General features: G+C 57.8%; 15 protein-coding genes and 1 pseudogene. 11 read left to right on the forward strand and 5 right to left on the reverse strand.

What is annotated here, in order from left to right; translation table 11 throughout:
• Nucleotides 1–49 precede the first annotated feature (49 nt).
• From EV286_RS31350 to EV286_RS31370, 5 genes are read left to right on the forward strand one after another with little or no spacing between them, the layout of a single operon-like run.
• Complete coding sequence (locus EV286_RS31350; RefSeq protein ID WP_132961144.1) at nt 50–1,642, forward strand: type I restriction-modification system subunit M; 1,593 nt, start codon at nt 50–52, stop codon at nt 1,640–1,642.
• The gene (locus EV286_RS31355; RefSeq protein ID WP_165933014.1) at nt 1,635–2,951 is read left to right on the forward strand and encodes a restriction endonuclease subunit S; all 1,317 of its coding nucleotides are present in this window, start codon (nt 1,635–1,637) and stop codon (nt 2,949–2,951) included. The genes EV286_RS31350 and EV286_RS31355 overlap by 8 nt, the downstream gene beginning before the upstream one ends.
• Nucleotides 2,948–6,181: an HsdR family type I site-specific deoxyribonuclease gene (locus EV286_RS31360; protein WP_132961146.1), complete on the forward strand. Its 3,234-nt coding sequence runs from the start codon at nt 2,948–2,950 to the stop codon at nt 6,179–6,181. The genes EV286_RS31355 and EV286_RS31360 overlap by 4 nt, the downstream gene beginning before the upstream one ends.
• Nucleotides 6,181–6,900 (forward strand): SprT family zinc-dependent metalloprotease, encoded by a 720-nt coding sequence (locus EV286_RS31365; RefSeq protein WP_132961147.1) that lies wholly within the window; start codon nt 6,181–6,183, stop codon nt 6,898–6,900. The genes EV286_RS31360 and EV286_RS31365 overlap by 1 nt, the downstream gene beginning before the upstream one ends.
• A 28-nt stretch (nt 6,901–6,928) precedes the next feature.
• Nucleotides 6,929–7,861 carry a DUF5655 domain-containing protein gene (locus EV286_RS31370; RefSeq protein ID WP_132961148.1) on the forward strand — a complete coding sequence of 311 codons (933 nt, stop codon included), beginning with the start codon at nt 6,929–6,931 and terminating at the stop codon, nt 7,859–7,861.
• 363 nt (nt 7,862–8,224) lie between these two features.
• On the opposite strand, the gene EV286_RS31375 is transcribed toward EV286_RS31370, so the two are convergent.
• Nucleotides 8,225–8,491, reverse strand: a complete 267-nt coding sequence (locus tag EV286_RS31375; RefSeq protein WP_132961149.1) for a conjugal transfer protein TraD — start codon at nt 8,489–8,491, stop codon at nt 8,225–8,227.
• Nucleotides 8,446–8,829, reverse strand: coding sequence for a conjugal transfer protein TraD (locus tag EV286_RS31380; RefSeq protein WP_132961150.1), 384 nt, complete (start codon nt 8,827–8,829; stop codon nt 8,446–8,448). The genes EV286_RS31375 and EV286_RS31380 overlap by 46 nt, the downstream gene beginning before the upstream one ends.
• A gap of 233 nt (nt 8,830–9,062) precedes the next feature.
• Between EV286_RS31380 and tnpA the strand changes: the two are divergent.
• From tnpA to EV286_RS31405, 4 genes and pseudogenes are all read left to right on the forward strand, one after another.
• Nucleotides 9,063–9,447 (forward strand): annotated as a pseudogene (gene tnpA, locus EV286_RS31385) (IS200/IS605 family transposase).
• Nucleotides 9,448–9,661: 214 nt separating this feature from the next.
• Nucleotides 9,662–9,898: a hypothetical protein gene (locus EV286_RS31390; protein WP_132961151.1), complete on the forward strand. Its 237-nt coding sequence runs from the start codon at nt 9,662–9,664 to the stop codon at nt 9,896–9,898.
• Between the two features lie 106 nt (nt 9,899–10,004).
• Nucleotides 10,005–10,778 carry a hypothetical protein gene (locus tag EV286_RS31395; protein WP_132961152.1) on the forward strand — a complete coding sequence of 258 codons (774 nt, stop codon included), beginning with the start codon at nt 10,005–10,007 and terminating at the stop codon, nt 10,776–10,778.
• A 743-nt stretch (nt 10,779–11,521) separates the two neighbouring features.
• Nucleotides 11,522–12,547 carry a methyltransferase gene (locus EV286_RS31405; RefSeq protein WP_132961154.1) on the forward strand — a complete coding sequence of 342 codons (1,026 nt, stop codon included), beginning with the start codon at nt 11,522–11,524 and terminating at the stop codon, nt 12,545–12,547.
• Between the two features lie 190 nt (nt 12,548–12,737).
• On the opposite strand, the gene EV286_RS31410 is transcribed toward EV286_RS31405, so the two are convergent.
• On the reverse strand, nt 12,738–13,121 hold the full coding sequence (locus EV286_RS31410) for a VOC family protein (RefSeq protein ID WP_132961155.1): 384 nt from the start codon (nt 13,119–13,121) through the stop codon (nt 12,738–12,740).
• Between the two features lie 272 nt (nt 13,122–13,393).
• Here EV286_RS31410 and EV286_RS31415 point away from each other — a divergent pair, with 272 nt between their 5' ends.
• The gene (locus tag EV286_RS31415) at nt 13,394–14,209 is read left to right on the forward strand and encodes a sulfurtransferase/chromate resistance protein (protein ID WP_132961156.1); all 816 of its coding nucleotides are present in this window, start codon (nt 13,394–13,396) and stop codon (nt 14,207–14,209) included.
• Nucleotide 14,210: 1 nt separating this feature from the next.
• Nucleotides 14,211–15,620 (forward strand): chromate efflux transporter, encoded by a 1,410-nt coding sequence (gene chrA, locus EV286_RS31420; protein WP_245500902.1) that lies wholly within the window; start codon nt 14,211–14,213, stop codon nt 15,618–15,620.
• Nucleotides 15,621–15,710: 90 nt separating this feature from the next.
• Here the strand turns inward: chrA and EV286_RS31425 are convergent, their stop codons facing one another.
• On the reverse strand, nt 15,711–16,094 hold the full coding sequence (locus EV286_RS31425) for a YkvA family protein (RefSeq protein WP_132961158.1): 384 nt from the start codon (nt 16,092–16,094) through the stop codon (nt 15,711–15,713).
• A 304-nt stretch (nt 16,095–16,398) separates the two neighbouring features.
• Nucleotides 16,399–17,064: hypothetical protein (locus EV286_RS32240; RefSeq protein WP_165933015.1), on the reverse strand; the 666-nt coding region annotated here is incomplete at its 5' end.

Here is a 17,064-nt window from a genome sequence, read left to right on the forward strand (position 1 = left end):
ATCAGGGAGGGGCGGAGCTTTCCGCCCTTTCCGTTGCAGGAGGAATTGAATGACCGACAAAATCAGCCAGCGTGCGATCAACGACGCGGCCTGGGCAGCATGCGACACGTTTCGGGGTGTCGTTGATGCCGCGCAATACAAGGATTACATCCTGACCATGCTGTTCTTGAAATACGTATCGGACGTCTGGCAGGACCACTTCAATGAATACAAGAAGCGCTTTGGCGACGATGACGAACGCATCCGCCGCCGCATGGAACGCGAGAAATTCTTCCTGCCCGAAGGCACGTCCTTCTATGACCTTTATCGCCAGCGCGGTGCAGACAACATCGGCGAGATCATCAATATCGCATTGGAAAAATTCGAGGACGCCAACAAGCAGAAGCTCGAAGGCGTGTTCCGCAACATCGATTTCAATTCCGAATACAATCTCGGTGAGACCAAGGACCGCAACCGGCGCCTGAAAAACCTTCTTGAAGATTTCAACAAGCCTGCCCTCAACATGAGCCCGTCGCGCGTCGACGAAGACGTGATCGGCGAAACCTACATCTATCTGATTTCCCAGTTCGCATCGGATGCAGGAAAGAAGGCTGGTGAATTCTTCACGCCGCGCAAGATTTCCGAGCTTCTGGTCCGGCTGGTCAACCCGCAACCGGGCAACCGGGTGTACGATCCCGCCTGCGGTTCTGGCTCGCTGTTGGTGCGTGCATCGGAGCAGGTCGCGGCCGATGCGACAACAGAACAGGACAAGCGCAATTTCCAGCTTTTTGGGCAGGAAGTGAACAGCGGCACGCGGGCGCTGGCACGTATGAACATGTTTTTGCATGGGCTCGATAGCGCCGAGATTGAATGGGGCGATACGCTTAACAGCCCTAAGCACCTTGAAGGCGATGCGCTCAAGCGCTTCGATGTTGTCGTCGCGAATCCGCCTTTCTCGCTGAAGAAGTGGAGTGGCGAGGAAAAGAAGAAGGGCAAGGATCAGGACGACGAGGATACGACCGGTAAAATCGATCCGCGCATCGACCCCTACAACCGCTATTTCCGAGGTATTCCGCCGGTTTCCCGTGCCGACTTCGCCTTCATCTCGCATATGGTTGAAAGTGCACGTCCAATGTCGGGCCGCGTAGGCGTCATCGCGCCACATGGGGTCTTGTTCCGGGGCGGCGCCGAAGGGCGCATCCGGCAATCTATGATCGAAGAAAATCTGATCGATGCCGTCGTCGGCCTACCCGCGCAGTTGTTTCCCTCGACCGGCATTCCGGTCTGCATCGTCATCTTCGACCGCGCCCGGGAAAAGGGCGGCGCGCGCGAAGATGCCGACAACGTGATGTTCATCGACGCGTCGCGCGCCTACGAGCCGGGCAAGAAGCAGAACCAGTTGCTCAATGAGCATCTGAAGGACATCGTTGACGCCTATCGCAATCGCCAGCCTGTCGAGCGTTATGCCCGTCCGGTGGCGCGTGCGGAAATCAAGGAAAACGGCTTCAACCTCAACATCCCGCGTTACGTCGACACTTTCGAAGCGGAAGAGGAAATCGACATCGCCGCCGTTCAGCGCGAAATCGTCGATCTGGAGCGGCAGCTGGCCGAAAGCCGCATACGGATGAATGGCTATTTGCAGGAGCTTGGGCTGGATGTCTGAACGTCGCGCTTATCCAAAGAGTGTTCAGGCGGGGATTCCAAAGCTCGGGCCAAAGCCCCGTGGATGGAGTACGTATACCTTGGGCGATCTACTTACTGTTGTGGAGAGACCCATCCTGCTTGAGCCTCAAGAACGGTATCAACTCGTTACCGCGAAGCGCAATCGTGGCGGCATTATCGAACGTGGGCAGCTCAAGGGGCGGTCGATCAAGACCAAAACTCAGTTCGTAGCAAAGAGCGGAGATTTCCTGATTTCACGACGTCAAATTGCCCACGGCGCATGTGGAATTGTTCCTGCGTCTTTGGACAACGCTGTCGTGTCAAACGAATACGTTACGCTTCAGCCAACCCAATTGCTGAATATCAATTTCCTCAAGCATCTGACCAATACCATTTACTTCCAGCAGACCTGCTTTCATTCGAGTATTGGAGTTCACGTCGAAAAACTTGTGTTTAATCTAGAACATTGGATGACATGGCAATTTCATCTGCCACCTCTCCACGTACAGCGCCGTATTGCTGCCGTTCTTGACGAATGGGATGAGGCCATCGCGAGAGCGGAGACGCTGGCGGGAGCCAAGCGCCAGCAGCGCGATTGGCTGACCGACGAGTTGACCAGGACAAACAATCGTCAAGCCATGAGCGAACTTGCCCACATCGTCTTTTCGACAGTGGACAAAAAAACAGCGCCGGACGAGATCAAGGTGCGCATCTGCAACTATCTACATGTACTCGGAAACCGCGCACTCACCGATGATTTGCGCTTCGATACGGGCTCCGCGACGGCTCAGGAAATCGAGCGATTTGGCCTCCAGCTCGGCGATGTCGTTTTCACAAAAGATTCGGAAACCGCTGAAGAAATCGCTGAAGTTTCGGTGGTTATGGAGCAATTGGAAAATGTGGTCTGCGGTTATCATTTAGCCGTTGCACGTCCGCTGGAGGGGATCGCACTCGGACGCTATGTAGCACACGCTCTGCGCAATCCGTCGGTTCGCAACGAATTCGTGACGCGTGTAAATGGCGCTGTTCGTTTCGGCCTGACAATGGAAACGATGGACCAAATTGAAATTCCGTTGCCGTCTCTCGAAACCCAACTTCGCGTCGCAGACATTCTAGATACCGCGGATTCCGAGATAACCTCTCTCTTGCGTTACATAGATCAACTCCGCCTGCAAAAGCGCAGCTTAGTGCAAAAGCTCCTAACTGGCGATTGGCCGGTGCCCGCGAGTATCGACCGGCTTCTGTCCGGCGGGCAGGATATTGAACACGCTGTCGGAGTAGAGGAGCAACGCGCGGAGGCGACGGGATGAGCCAAAGCCCGCAATTCCCGACCTCCGAAGTCGGTGGCGTGCAGGTTCAGACCTTGCATCTACTCGCAAATCTTGGCTGGTGTTACAAGACGCGCGCCGAATGCGAGGCGGAACGGCGCGGGCGATTGGCGTCGACCCTGCTTGAAGACGTGTTGGCCGAACGCCTGCACGCCATCAACCGGATCGAGCAGCGCGGCAAGACATGGCCCATCACCGATGCTGCCGCGCAGGAAGCCATTGGCAAGCTGCAAGCGGCGCTGAGCGACACCAGCAAGGGCGCGCAGGCCACTAATGAGGCCGTGACCAATCTCCTGCAACTTGGCACCGGTATCCCCATCACCATCGAAGGGGAAACCAAGAGCCGTCAGCTCGCCTATGTCGACTGGCAGAACCCGGAGAACAATTTCTACCACATAACGGCGGAGTTTCCCGTCGAGCGCTCCCGCTCGGCCGATACGCGCCGCCCCGACATCGTGCTTTTCATCAACGGCGTTCCGGTTGCCATCATCGAACTCAAGAAATCGGCTGAGGGCACCGAGCAGGGGATTAGCCAAAGCATCCGCAATCAGGGTACGGACGAAATCCCACGCCTCTTCGCTTCGGCGCAAATCCTGCTTGCCGCCAACCCGTCCGACCCGCGCTATGCGACGCCCGGAACGCCAAAACAGTTCTGGGCTAAATGGCGGGAGAAGGAAATCAGCGAGCGGCGCATCGGCGAGTTGGTGAATGCACCGCTCAACCCTGCTGAGGCCAGTGCCATCTTCGCCGACTTCTCGCCGCACCGCCGCCGCCATGAAGGATTGATGGACGGCGCGGATGGGCGCTTGCCGACGCCGCTCGACACCACGCTCATTGCGCTCTTCTCCAAAGGTCGCGTCATCGATCTGATCCGCTCGTACACGCTGTTCGACAGCGGCATAAAGAAGATCGCTCGCTATCAGCAATATTTCGGCGTAAAGGCCGCGCTTCTGCGCCTGTCGCAATATGACGACCACGAGCGTCGCAAGGGCGGCGTGATCTGGCATACGCAGGGTTCGGGCAAGTCGCTGACCATGGTGATGCTGGCCAAGGAGATCGCCAACCTCGTCGACAATCCGCGCATCGTTCTCGTCACCGACCGGCGCGATCTCGACCGTCAAATCCGCGACACCTTCAAGGCGACCGGGTTGGATGTCCGCCAAGCCACGACCGGACGGCATCTGCTCGACCTCGTGGAGGAGAAGGCGGGGATTGTCACAACTCTTATTCACAAATTCAAGTCCGGCTTGCGCAGCCGTGAAACCATTGATCAAAGCCGGGACGTTTTTCTGCTTGTCGACGAAAGCCACCGCAGCCAGACCGTGAAGGATGATGAGAGCCTGCACAAGCAGATGCGCAAGGTGTTTCCGAATGCCTGCTATATCGGCTTCACCGGCACGCCTTTGCTGAAGAAGGAGCGCTCGACCTTCGACCGGTTCGGCGGCCTCATCCACACCTACAAGATCGACGAAGCCGTCGAGGACGAGGCTGTCGTGCCGCTTCTCTACGAGGGGCGACTGATCGAAATCGATGTCGACGAAAAATCGCTCGACCGCTGGTTCGAACGCCACACCAAAGGGCTTTCGCCCGAGCAAGTTGCCGAACTCAAACGGAAATTCTCGCGCGGCCGGGAGGTCCTGAGTGCCGAGCCCTATCTAATTGAAATCGCGGCCGATGTGTCTGAGGACTTTTCCCGGAACTGGAAAGCGACACCCTACAAAGGACAGCTGGTCGCTCAAACCCGTCGTGCGGCGGTGATCCTCAAGAAGCTGCTCGATAGCTTCGGTGATGTGACGAGTGAAGTGATCATTTCGCCCGGAGATGACCGGGACAATCACGGGCAGGTCAACGAAGAGCCGAGCGACGAAGTCGACAAATTCGTCAAGCAGGTGAAGGCCAACTACGGCTCCGTCGAACGGTATGAGGAACTTGTCATTGAGCGCTTCAAGGGAGATGGCGACCCGGACATCATCATCGTCGTGGACAAGCTCCTGACCGGCTTCGACGCACCACGCAACCGTGTTCTCTATCTTACCAAGAAGCTCAAAGAGCACGGCCTGCTGCAAGCAATTGCCCGTGTGAATCGGCTGTATGAGGACGACACCGGGGAGAAGAAGGAATTCGGCCATATCGTCGACTATGCCGGTGTCCTGGGCGAACTTGACGCAGCGCTAACGCAGTATTCGGCATTCGAGGGCTATGACGAGGCCGATGTCGCAGATGCGCTGCACGCGATCCGAAAAGAAACCGACAGCCTGCCTGACAAGCACGCGGCCCTCCTCGATCTCTTCAAGGCGATCAAGAACCAACACGACCAAGAGGCATTCGAGGCCTCGCTTGCCGACGACCTCCGACGGCAGGATTTCTATGACCGCCTGCGGGATTACGCGAAAGCCCTGCAACTTGCTTTTTCATCCGAGACCTTCACGCAGGCTACCGATCAGCGGGTCATTGACGGTTTCAAGGCCGACCTCAAACGGTTCGAGAACCTGAGACGATCGGTTGCCAGGCGCTACGCCGATCGGCTCGACGATGCCAAGTCGAAGGAACTCGACGCCAAGATCAAGGCTCTGCTCGACAGGCATATCACGACTGATGGCATCGTTCCGGTTGTCGCAGCTGTCAACATTTTCGATGAAGCGGGCTTCCGTCAGGTTGTACTTGAGGAAACGGGGAGTGTTGCCGCCAAGGCGGACGCCATCTCCAGTGCCACATCGAAAACCATCACTGAGAAGATGGAGGACGACCGCGTCTTCTACGAGCGCTTTTCGAAGATGATCAAGGATACGATTGAGGAATTCCGGGCCGGTCGCCTGAGCGAGCAGGATTACTTCCAGCGCGTGCAAGACATCCGAAACGGGGTGGTCAATCGTAATTCAGCAGACGATGTTCCCGTCAGCTTGAAAGGTAACGAGCTGGGAAGCTCCATCTATCGCAATCTCGTTGATGGCTTCGCCTCGGTCGTGCCACCGACCGAGGCGTCGAGTTACGCGGAGAAAACCGCAGCGGCTTTTGACGAGATTATACGCCGACATCGCAAAATCGGCTGGCAGGATGATCCAGACACCCTGAATGAAATCCGCAATGCGATGGATGACTTTCTCTATGACGAGATAAAGAACGCGAATGGGCTCTACAGCCTTCAAGCGGATGCAATGGATGCAATGATCGACAGTGCACTAGTCATTGGTCGCCGGCAGTTGAAATTCTGATGCCAGACGAGTTTTCCGCCCAAAAGATCGATCTTGGGGGGCAGATTATCCCCTACGCGCTAAAACGCTCTTCGCGAAAGACCTTGAGCATAACGGTTTTTCCGGATGGCGGCGTTCTGGCTGTTGCACCGGTATCGTCGGACTTGGAGGCCATCGAGCAACGACTGCGACGGCGAGGTCGCTGGATACTCCGAACTCGACGGGAGTTTGAGCAATTTCGACCAATCACTCCGCCGCGCAAATACGTGCCGGGCGAAACTCACCGCTACCTTGGGCGACAGTTCAGGTTGCTAGTTGAGCAGTCTCTGCGCTCAAGCGTCACCATTGAGGGGGACAGGATAGCGATCAGATATCCTGGCACACGGTCTGCCGACAAAACCGAGCAACTTCTGAAGGCTTGGTTTCAACGGCAGGCGCGGCAAATCCTTTCAGAGCGTTTGACCTCACTGTTGAGAGTTTTTCCGGAAATTGGCGATGAGCCCAGATTGACCGTGCGCAAGCTGACAAAGCGTTGGGGCAGCATGTCCAACGACGGAACGCACATGCTGCTCAACACTCGTCTAATCGAGGCCCCCTCTGACTGCATTGACTATGTCATCATTCACGAACTTTGCCATGTCCAAGAATCGAATCATGGTCCTGCCTTCTTCGAGTTGCTGGAGCAGAAGCTTCCAGACTGGGAACGGCGCAAGAGCCGCCTTGAGAAAATAATGGTGTAAAGTCAGGTAATTACCGGGAACGAATTCTATGAGCGACATCAAACTTTTCCGTACAGACACTAACGCGGTGACCGAATTGCACGGCAGCGCAGTAACCTTAGAAAAGTCGCTTCAAACCCTCATCGAACGGAACATGGAAGCATTCATCGGGGTGCGATTTCTCGCCTCCGAGTTCATCACCACCAATGGCGGACGGATGGACAGTCTGGGAATCGATGAAAACGGCTCGCCCGTTATCATCGAATATAAACGGGCCAGCAACGAGAACATCATCAACCAAGGGCTTTTCTATCTCGACTGGCTCATGGACCATAAGCGCGATTTTGAATGGCTCGTCCTCAAGCGATTCGGACAGGAGCAGGCGGAGGGAGTTGATTGGAGTTCGCCCCGACTCATTTGCATCGCCGGCGACTTCACCAAGTTTGATGCCCATGCAGTCAATCAAATGAACCGGAATATCGAACTGGTTCGCTATCGTCGGTTCGGTGAAGAACTGCTTCTTTTCGAACTCCTAACGTCAGCAACAGAGCGTCCAACGAGGGAAACATCTGGGGACGCCTCCGTCACGACGGGTGAACTTTCGGCAGCCCGCCCACGCTCACGGCAGAAGACCGTCACGCAATATCTCGCGGACGCCGACCAGGAACTCGGTGACCTTTACGAGTCGGTGAAAGCCTATCTGCTCGCGCTGGGCGATGATGTGCAGACGAAGACACTCGATAACTACGTAGCGTTTCGCCGGTTGAAAAACTTCGCTTGCGTCGAGGTAAAGCCTCAGATTCGGCACCTGAAGGTCTTTGTGAAAGTCGACCCGGACAGTATCGACTTGGAACCCGGCTTTACCCGCGATGTGAGGCACATCGGCCATTTCGGAACTGGCGATCTGGAAATCATCATCACCGATGCCGCAACTCTGGATCGGGCAAAGCCGCTTTTGGAACGGAGCTATGACGGGGCGTGACCGCAACCTTTCGGCTTCATCAAGATTTGATGGGTGCGGCTATCCCGCTTCCCACAAGACACGCTACGCAAGCTTCGTCTTCGCACGGTCGTGGGGCTGTCTACCTGCGCCACTAAGCGATTCGCCTTCAGTGTCAGCCGATTAGCGCGAAAAGATCGCGCATGCGCCATCACCTACCCATCGGGGCGGTAACAGTCATGCTGAAACGAGCTGAGCTGTCTCCGTTATTGCAGGGACTCATGGAGCGGTCTGGTGCATGTTCACGTTGCGAAGCTTGGGGTGAAAGGTGCCGGATTTGCGTGGCGAGCCGCGCGATGGCGGGTGGCGTTACGATATTGAGGTCTCCGCGCCGCCCGCCATCGGTTATATCCGAATGTGTTGATCCCACGAAACGGTGAGGGTTTCGCCTTTGCGTTTCGCCTCGAACGCTCGCTTCCCCTTCTCGACCCAGAGCGAGCGGGCTTGCTCCCTCTGCTCGCTTTTGAGCTTTTCGGCCATCCAGAGCAGCGCACCGTAGATCATGGGGCGGTCGTCGTTGGTGAGTTCCACGATGCCCGCCTTGACGACAAGGCCACCCAACTCGATCAGATGTTTCGTGCGTTTCCGGCGCTCAACTTGCCAGTCACCCATGTCATGCCGCGCCTTTTTTGCTTGGTGCCGGTTGCGCTGCCCGGTTGCGTTTGAGCGCGGCTTGCATCGTCGTCATTTGCCGGAGCAGGTCGCCGCGATTTGCTCCGAAACCACCCCGCACCGCGCTTGGCCCACGCTTCCCGCTTTGCAGCATCTTTCGTCTCGGACAGCACGATGAGCGCGCCCGCCAGTTCGTCTGCGGTGAGCGCATCGGCGCCGGTTGCAATAACCAGTTCGCCCAACTGCTGTACCTTCCGCGTCTTGAGCGCTTTGGCCTTGTCCTCCAGCGCCTTCAGCTCCGCGTCAAAGTATCGTGGTTTGCGCAATATCGTCTCCATCGTCTTGGTTCGTTGTAGATGGGAGGATCATAGTTGAGCCTCTGCGAGAATGATTCCATGTTGCCGGGACGGTCTGGCACGGGTTGGTCCCGCCCGAGATTTTTTCGAGGGAGGGCGCGCTTATGACAGAAGTAAACCTCCACCTCCGGTGGAGGACTGGACGCGTTCTACATCGTAGTTGAGAGACCTCCGGCTTGGACCGTTAGATGGCCGAGACATCAAACGGAGGTTTTATGGATGAACGATCGCAATCGCACGCGACGTGGGACTGCAAATATCATGTGGTATTTGCGAGCAAGTACCGAACGAAACGGCTTTACGGGGAATGCGAGATCCAGGAAGGGCACCCTATGCCCGACCATGTGCACATGCTGATATCGATCCCACCGAAGCACTCGGTCTCGCATGTTGTCGGTTTTTTTAAGGGCAAGACGGTGGTTTACGTGGCCAACAAATATGCCCGTAAACGGCGCTACAAAGGGTATCACTTTTGGGCGCGGCGCGTACTTCGTGTCGACGGCTGGCTATGATGAGCAGGTCGTCAGACGTTATATACGTAATCAGGAAAAGGCCGACAAAGCTTTCGACTTTGCCGACCACTTTAATCGTAGCTACTAACACATAGCAAAACCGCTTCTAGCGGTTCAAGCGCAGCGTTTCAAACCTCCACCTCTGGTGGAGGTCATGACTTATACGTCGTCCGATGTGCGCTTTTCCGTGCTGATCTCTTGATCGCGATGGCGATCTATCATCTTCACGTCAAGGTCATTGGCCGCAAAGCCGGGAGCAGCGCGGTGGCCTCCGCCGCCTACGGTTCGGCCTCACTTCTCTTGTGGGTGCCGGCATTGGCATCAAGTTTCCTCCGGTCGCCCGCATCCCGCTTCTCGGTGAGACGCCGGATGATGTTGATGAGGAGGATCTTGCCGAGGCTGCCGCCCCCGCGAATGATGCTGTTCCCGTTCCTACCCAGGTAGACGATAGTCCGCTCACTATTGCCGAAGCCAAGCGCCGTCTGGCCTTGACCTTCGGCGTCGATCCCTCAGCGATCAAGATCACGGTGGTAGGTTGACCAGCTGCCGGAGGCGCATCACTGTTGCGACCGCATCAGGCGCATTTTGTCTATCCTATTCGTCGGCGAGTGATTGGCCTGAAATCGAACGAGGTAGGATTTGAGCATGAGCGTTGATCTGACTGCCGCAAACAATCTTCCGCCAGGGGCCGATGAGCTGTTCCGTATTTTCGCACGCTTTGAATTCGCGCTCAAAATGGTCGGTTATGCAAAGATGAGCGGCAGTATAGTCAATATCCTCTGGAACGACTTTGCCAATTCTAAGCCAATCGGTGAGACGTTTTTCGCTCAGGTGAGCGGATCTGGTATATGTCCGCTATTATTGACCGATCCGCCGAAGGCCGATCGGATAGAGAACGGACATTACGATTTCGAGGACCAGGCGAAGAAGCCGGAAACCGCTGCTGAGCTTCTCCTAATGGTCCGCCGAGTTCGGAACAACCTGTTTCATGGTGGCAAATATTTTGACGACAACGTCGAGCGAAATCGGCGCGGCGGACGTCCGCAGCAGCGCATCAGGCGGTGCGATGCGGGCGGACGTCGATGCTGGAACAGGCGCCGCAGTCGGTCGGCGTGGTTCCGAACCACCGCTCGGCCGAACTGGGTCTTCAGCCTTGCAGCACCCAGGACCGCGAGCCATCGGCACTTCGAAGAAGATCAAGGCGGAAGAAGCCGGCCGGGTCCGCTACGTATCGCAGCCGCGAGGCGCTTCATCGCCTCGGCTAGGCTCCGCTCCTCGCTCGAGAGAGGGGCGGAGCCGCTCAACACGCGCGTCGCGACGCCCGAGCGCGCGGGCCGGCCAGACCGGCCTTCCAGCCCCAGGCAACGCCACACGTGCCTCGTCGACGGCAAATCCTTCACGCCGCCGACTGCGCGCTGAGACGGACTGCAAAAGCAAAGATTGACCGCCCGTATCGCGATTGTTCTGCCGTGCGTCCACCCTCACTGCCGTGAAAATGCCCGTCAGAAACCAGGCGTGCAATAAGAGCCGGGCCTGGCGTCGGCACAGGCAAGACGCATATCGCGACCCGCGAAGATCACGTTGGTAAAACTCGCCCGCTCCGCGCCTAGTCCCGTTGCGCTCGTAAGGTGTTTGCTGACAAAGGTCGGCGGAGTTTTCCTTGATCGATGCCCACTTTGATTTTTATCCGACGGCCGAGCGGTTTGAATCCGATCTCTTCCAAGGCAGAGCCGAGCGAGGATTCCTTTGCGGGCTTTGGTTTGCGGCGTGATGGCCGTGCCATCGCTGCCTCCTTTCGTTGGATCAGGAGCACTTTGGGCTCCGCGACCATATCCGGCAAGGGCGAAAACGATCGGCCAGCTGAGGGCATCTATGGCTCAATCCTCAAGCAAGTCTTTTCGGGTGTAACCGGTTGGTCTGGCTCGACGTCGCCGACGATGAGTGCATTTCCAATCTGAAGCAACGAGGCCAAACGGGTGGGGGAACGCCTGAACAATTCGAAGAGCCTCTGGAGTACACTCGGGGCTGTCGCCTCAGACGGAACCACCTGAACTCCTTTGAAGGCCATTGCGGCGGGTCCTGAAACGATCCTCGCCAAACGGTGGGCCGGTATAATCCATCCTCCAGTCGTGTTATCTTGGTAGTCGATCACGGAGGGGGCCATGAGCGACGACCGCGCGAGCGTTGTTGATATGGTGTTGCTGATCCTGGGGATGCGGGTCACCAAAATGATCGAAGTGGCCGCTACGCTGGGGCTTGCCGATTTGATCGACGAAGAACCGCGTCGAGTCGAGGATCTCTCTGCACTCACGGGCACCGATCCCGTTTCACTTCGCCGCCTGTGCCGAGCGCTAGTTGCCTGCGGGGTGTTCCGCCACGACGATGAGGGAAGGCTCGCGCACAACGGACGGTCTCGCTGGCTGCGGCGTGATGCCAGTCCATCATTGCACTACATAAGCCGCTACTCGGGCATGCCAAGCACCTGGGGTGTGTGGTCCCGGTTGGAAGACGTTGTGCGAGAAGGCGAGCCTGCCTTCGAGCGGCACTTCGGAACACCCTATTTCGACTATATGAAGGATCACCCTGACGAGGCATCGATATTCGACGCCCACATGCAGAACAGCCCCGACGACCGGCATGCAGCCGTGGCGGAGGCCTACGATTTCTCCGACGTCGGAACTGTAATCGACATTGGCGGCGGTAACGGAGCGCTGCTATCGGCCATCTTGACGGCCTACCCGTCAGTTCGCGGGGTGCTGTTCGACCATCCGGACGTGGTTGGCAAGGCCTTTGAGACCTTTCCTTTTTTGGAAGGTCGCTGTGAGCTTGCGCCCGGCGATTTCTTCGACGCGGTGGCTGCGGGTGGCGACGTCTACACGCTGGCGCAAGTTCTGCATGACTGGAGCGACGAGCGCTGCGTTCAAATTCTCCGCAACTGCCGGGCAGTCATGCACGACAAGGCACGACTTCTCGTAATTGACCGCATAATGGATGGCATCCCCGATCGAACCAAGGCCTTGGATTACCTTACCGATTTGCACATGATGGTGCTTTTCAAGGAGGGGCGAGAACGCACCGCGGAGGAGTTCGCGACTCTGTTCCAACGCGCGGGACTTCAACCACCACGGATAATGCCCACAGGGTCCGCCTTCTTCATTGCCGAGACGATGGTCAAACCCACGTCCTAGCTTCATCTCGTTTTGTCTGCGGATCGCAGGGCCTCCTCCTAAGCCGCAACGACGCGGACTACCTCCAGTTGCATGTCGAGCCTTGTCTTAGCTATTCGCAAACCGCATGGCCAGTCTCGCTCCGTGATCGGCGATCTACTGCGCGTCACGGTCGTGGCAGAATTCGTGCTGCCGTGCCAATTGCCTCGCATCATCCGGGGGCAGGTTGGAACAACTCGACGACATTTCCGGAAGGGTCGACCAAGAGCGTCTGCTTCCCGCCTGGTCCGCTGACGATTTCATTCCCGAAGCGCACGCCGGCGGAGCGCAACCGCTCAACCTCGGCGGCCAAATCATCGACTACGATGTGAATGCGGTTCCAGCCTCCAGGACGTGGCTGCTCGCCATCGGGCATTGGTCGCCCTGCCGAGCTCGTTGGCCCACTGAGCAGGAGCCGTAGTGCTCCGCGCTTCACATCGGCAAATGCCGGGGCGTGGTTCGATATCACCGCGAAGCCAAGGTGGTTGGTGTACCACGCGATTGCCGCTTCGACGTCATCGACCATGTAGCGGATATTGACGGTTGTCTCGGGCATCTGTCTTCCTCCGAACGATCCACGCTGAGCGCGAGGATGGTTTTGCCCGGAGGCGACTATAGTCCTTATCCTGTCATGACCGCAAACGCGACGCAGAGTTTTGATCTGTCAGTTGGGTGGCTTCGGATTGCCGTCGTGCCGCCCAAGCAGCTGCAAACGGTTGACAACGCTCTGCTCTCATGTCTGAGTGGCTGCATGGGGTCGCGATCACCCCATGAGGCGTCATGCTGAAGTATCGCGTCCATTGAACCGTTATAACGGAGGGGCGCGTGATGCCTTCATTCACTGAAATTTCATCTGAAAAGCTTGACCGTCTCATTGGAACCCACGGGGCTCCGAGGCTCATCGACGTCCGCAATGACGAGGATTTTGCAGCCGATCCGAGGCTTGTTCCGGGGTCCTTCCGACGCTCCTTTGTCGAAGTCGCCCAATGGGGCCGTGACATTACGGGCTCAACCGTCGTTATCTGCGACCATGGTGCCAAACTCAGCCACGGCGTGGCCGCGCATCTGCGCGCCATGGGCGTTGCCGCCGAAACGCTTGAAGGCGGCTTCAAGGCCTGGATAGAGGCAGGCGGACTGGCCGTTCCCGAAGAGAAGCTGCCGCCCCGCGATAAGCAAGGGAGGACCGTCTGGGTGACGAGGGCGAGGCCGAAGATCGACCGTATCGCATGTCCGTGGTTGATCCGCCGCTTCATCGATCCGTCGGCAATCTTCCTCTTCGTTGTTGCATCCGAGGTCGCGACGGTCGCCGATCGCTTCGGAGCGACCCCGTTCGATGTCGAGGACGTATTCTGGAGTCATCGCGGCGAACGGTGTTCGTTCGACACGATGGTCCAGGAGTTCGGACTGGAATCCGAGCCGCTCCTGCGCCTCGCGACGATCGTTCGCGCGGCAGATACGTCGCGACTTGATCTCGTGCCTGAGGCTGCGGGCCTGCTTGCCGTTTCGCTTGGGTTGTCCAGGATGTACACCGACGACCTCGAGCAACTGGAGGCGGGGATGGTCCTCTACGATGCCTTTTATCGTTGGTGCCGAGACGCCACGGAGGAGTCTCACAATTGGCCTTCCGCGAAAAAGGGGGCCTGATGTGACGAGCATTTCTGACACCACGACGGCGGCCGATAAGCCGGCCGCTGAGGCACACCACGGCGTGTCCTTCGCCGAAGCTTTCCGTGTCTGGCTGCGGGTCGCTGCACTCAGCTTCGGCGGACCGGCAGGACAGATCGCCGTGATGCACCGAATCGTCGTCGACGAGAAGAGGTGGATCGGGGAGCATCGCTTCCTGCACGCTCTCAATTATTGCATGCTGTTGCCAGGCCCAGAGGCACTACAACTCGCCATCTACATCGGCTGGCTGCTGCATAAAACTGCGGGCGGTTTGGTCGCGGGCATCCTGTTCGTGCTTCCCGGCTTCCTGTCCATTCTCTTACTCAGCTACCTCTATGTGGCATTCGGAAGCGTTGATGCCGTCGAAGGGGTGTTCTTCGGTCTCAAGGCCGCCGTCCTTGCGGTCGTCGTACAGGCCGTCGTCAGGATCGGTGGGAGGGCGCTCAGGAACAGGGCCATGATCGCGGTCGCCGCAGCCGCTTTCATTGCGATCTTCGCATTCCATGTGCCGTTCCCACTGATTATCCTTGCTGCGGCGATCATTGGCTTTGTCGGTTCGAAGTTCGAGTCTGCGTCATTTCGGGTGGGCGGCCACAAGTCGGGGGGCGGCCCGGTTCTGTCGGACGCCGACTCTGCGCTGGGTGAAGAGATACCGCCGCATGCGCGTCCGAACCTCCGGTGGTCGTTGCGTATCTCGGTCGTCCTGCTTGCGCTTTGGCTCGTCCCGGTGCTTCTTCTCTACGTATTCCTCGGTAGCAACGACGTGTTCACTCAGATAGGCGTCTTCTTCAGCAAGATGGCCGTTGTGACCTTTGGCGGAGCCTACGCCGTCCTTGCATACGTAGCGCAGGAAGCGGTCCAACACTACGGCTGGCTCAAGCCCACCGAGATGCTTGACGGCCTCGGCATGGCGGAGACAACCCCGGGACCGCTCATCATGGTGCTGCAGTTCGTCGGCTTCATGGGGGCTTACCGTCATCCAGGTACTCTTGACCCGATGATCGCCGCCACGCTTGCAGCGATCTTGACTACCTGGGTGACGTTCATCCCCTGCTTCCTCTGGATATTCCTCGGAGCGCCATTCATCGAGAAGCTGAGGGGTAACATTCCGCTTGCAGGTGCGATGTCGGCCATTACCGCCGCGGTCGTCGGTGTGATCCTCAATCTGGCGATCTGGTTCGGCCTCCATTTCCTCTTCGCCGATGCTACGGTGCACCGTCTGGGACCACTTTGGGTCGAACTGCCGATTTGGTCTTCGCTTTCGTTACCTTCTCTCGCACTCAGTCTTGCGGCGGCGATCGCGATTTTCCGCTTCAAGGTGTCGGTCATCCCGACCTTGCTGGCCTGCGCTCTTGCAGGTGCTGCGTGGAGCATCGCCAGCGCAACCTGATCGACTGCTGATCAAGACCGCGTGGGGTCGCCATGCTGCGGAAGATGAGCTGCTGCGTCACTGCGCAACAAACGACTCCTTATGCGATCCTCAGGATGGATTAGCGTGAGGCCAAAACCACCAGATGGTTGCTGCGACGGCAAGACACCATATGGCGGCGACAAAGAACGCTGCCACCAGGCTGACCGGTCTGCCCACGGCTGTGGCGGCCGTTGCTCGATGCTCCTCCATCACTTCCGATGGGATCAAACGGACCACCAGGATGATCGCCAGAGGAAGCAGGATCGCGTCATCCAGGTAGCCGAGCACAGGGATGAAGTCGGGTATCAGGTCGATGGGCGACAGGGCGTACCCCGCGATCCCCAACGCCAGCGCTTTCGCATACCAGGGGGTACGCGGATCACGGGCCGCGAGCCAGAGCGCGTGAACGTCTCGTCTGATTTTCCTTGCCCACTCGACAAGCCGCTTCGCCATCGTTTTCTTGTATAGCCTTCTCGTGGTCATGCTGCCGCGAGGGCAGGGATAACAAGCAAAGCCATGCGGTCGATCTGGGTTTTATTTCAACGCAGCCAGATAGCGGCAGTTGAAGTGCGCCGACGGAGTTGTGTCTGGTTGACGCCCGTCTAGATCGTTACCCGACGACCGCGCGGTTTGAATCCGCTCTCGTCCAGGACAGAGCCGAGCGAGGTTTCCTTCGCCGACTTTTGTTCCCTTCGTTCGAGAACAACGCGCCATCATATCCTTTTCGAACAATACTTGAACTTGCCCGGCCGCTACGTCAGGCGGCGCGTGAGTTCTTTTTCGGCCCGATGAATCTTTTGCGGAACACGGCAGACAGCGGCGTGAGCTTGATGACACGCTTGACCTGCGACAGGGTACCTTTCTTGGTGCCGAAGAGATGGAGGCGGCTCACCATCCGGCCGGAGCGGATCATGTCCTCGAGGTTCGGTCCGACAGGTTTCACCGCCTTTCGCTTCTCCACGGTCACTTCGGCACTACGGATTTCCTCGTTGATGTAGTTGGCGATTTCGAGGTAACCGAGCCGCGTGTAGTGGCGGTCGTCGGTCAATTCGCCGTAGGCGACCACGTCGTTGATCGAGACGAACCGCCAATTGGCGTTCGCCTGGCAAAACGCAGCGCAGGCCTCATTATAGAGGGTCAAGAGTTCGTGATTTTCCGGCGATAGGGTCCCGTTGACGTCTCGCGTGTTCGCACCCAACAGGAACTTTTGCTTGGCTTCCGTTGCGGAGACATTCAGGAAATCCAGCGATCGCTTCAGCAGATCCACCCGTTGCAGCCGGCTGGCTTCGTACAAGGTGGCGCTCTTGAGAAAATTGGCCCAGGGATGCGCATCTATGTAGCTGCCGAGCCCTTCCGGGTGCACGCGCACGACGACACCGTCGTCGGTCAAAAGGTGTGCTCCTTTCATCGCCGCCGACAGCGA

It is taken from the genome of Rhizobium sp. BK251 (assembly GCF_004345245.1).
In the GTDB taxonomy this organism is placed as follows: domain Bacteria; phylum Pseudomonadota; class Alphaproteobacteria; order Rhizobiales; family Rhizobiaceae; genus Rhizobium.

Excerpts from the sequence above, each read along its gene's own strand:
- EV286_RS31350 (WP_132961144.1), top strand. The coding sequence starts at position 50 with ATGACCGACAAAATCAGCCAGCGTGCGATCAACGACGCGGCCTGGGCA.
- EV286_RS31355 (WP_165933014.1), top strand. The coding sequence starts at position 1,635 with ATGTCTGAACGTCGCGCTTATCCAAAGAGTGTTCAGGCGGGGATTCCA.
- EV286_RS31360 (WP_132961146.1), top strand. The coding sequence starts at position 2,948 with ATGAGCCAAAGCCCGCAATTCCCGACCTCCGAAGTCGGTGGCGTGCAG.
- EV286_RS31365 (WP_132961147.1), top strand. The coding sequence starts at position 6,181 with ATGCCAGACGAGTTTTCCGCCCAAAAGATCGATCTTGGGGGGCAGATT.
- EV286_RS31370 (WP_132961148.1), top strand. The coding sequence starts at position 6,929 with ATGAGCGACATCAAACTTTTCCGTACAGACACTAACGCGGTGACCGAA.
- EV286_RS31375 (WP_132961149.1), bottom strand. The coding sequence starts at position 8,491 with ATGGGTGACTGGCAAGTTGAGCGCCGGAAACGCACGAAACATCTGATC.
- EV286_RS31380 (WP_132961150.1), bottom strand. The coding sequence starts at position 8,829 with ATGGAGACGATATTGCGCAAACCACGATACTTTGACGCGGAGCTGAAG.
- EV286_RS31395 (WP_132961152.1), top strand. The coding sequence starts at position 10,005 with ATGAGCGTTGATCTGACTGCCGCAAACAATCTTCCGCCAGGGGCCGAT.
- EV286_RS31405 (WP_132961154.1), top strand. The coding sequence starts at position 11,522 with ATGAGCGACGACCGCGCGAGCGTTGTTGATATGGTGTTGCTGATCCTG.
- EV286_RS31410 (WP_132961155.1), bottom strand. The coding sequence starts at position 13,121 with ATGCCCGAGACAACCGTCAATATCCGCTACATGGTCGATGACGTCGAA.
- EV286_RS31415 (WP_132961156.1), top strand. The coding sequence starts at position 13,394 with ATGCCTTCATTCACTGAAATTTCATCTGAAAAGCTTGACCGTCTCATT.
- EV286_RS31425 (WP_132961158.1), bottom strand. The coding sequence starts at position 16,094 with ATGGCGAAGCGGCTTGTCGAGTGGGCAAGGAAAATCAGACGAGACGTT.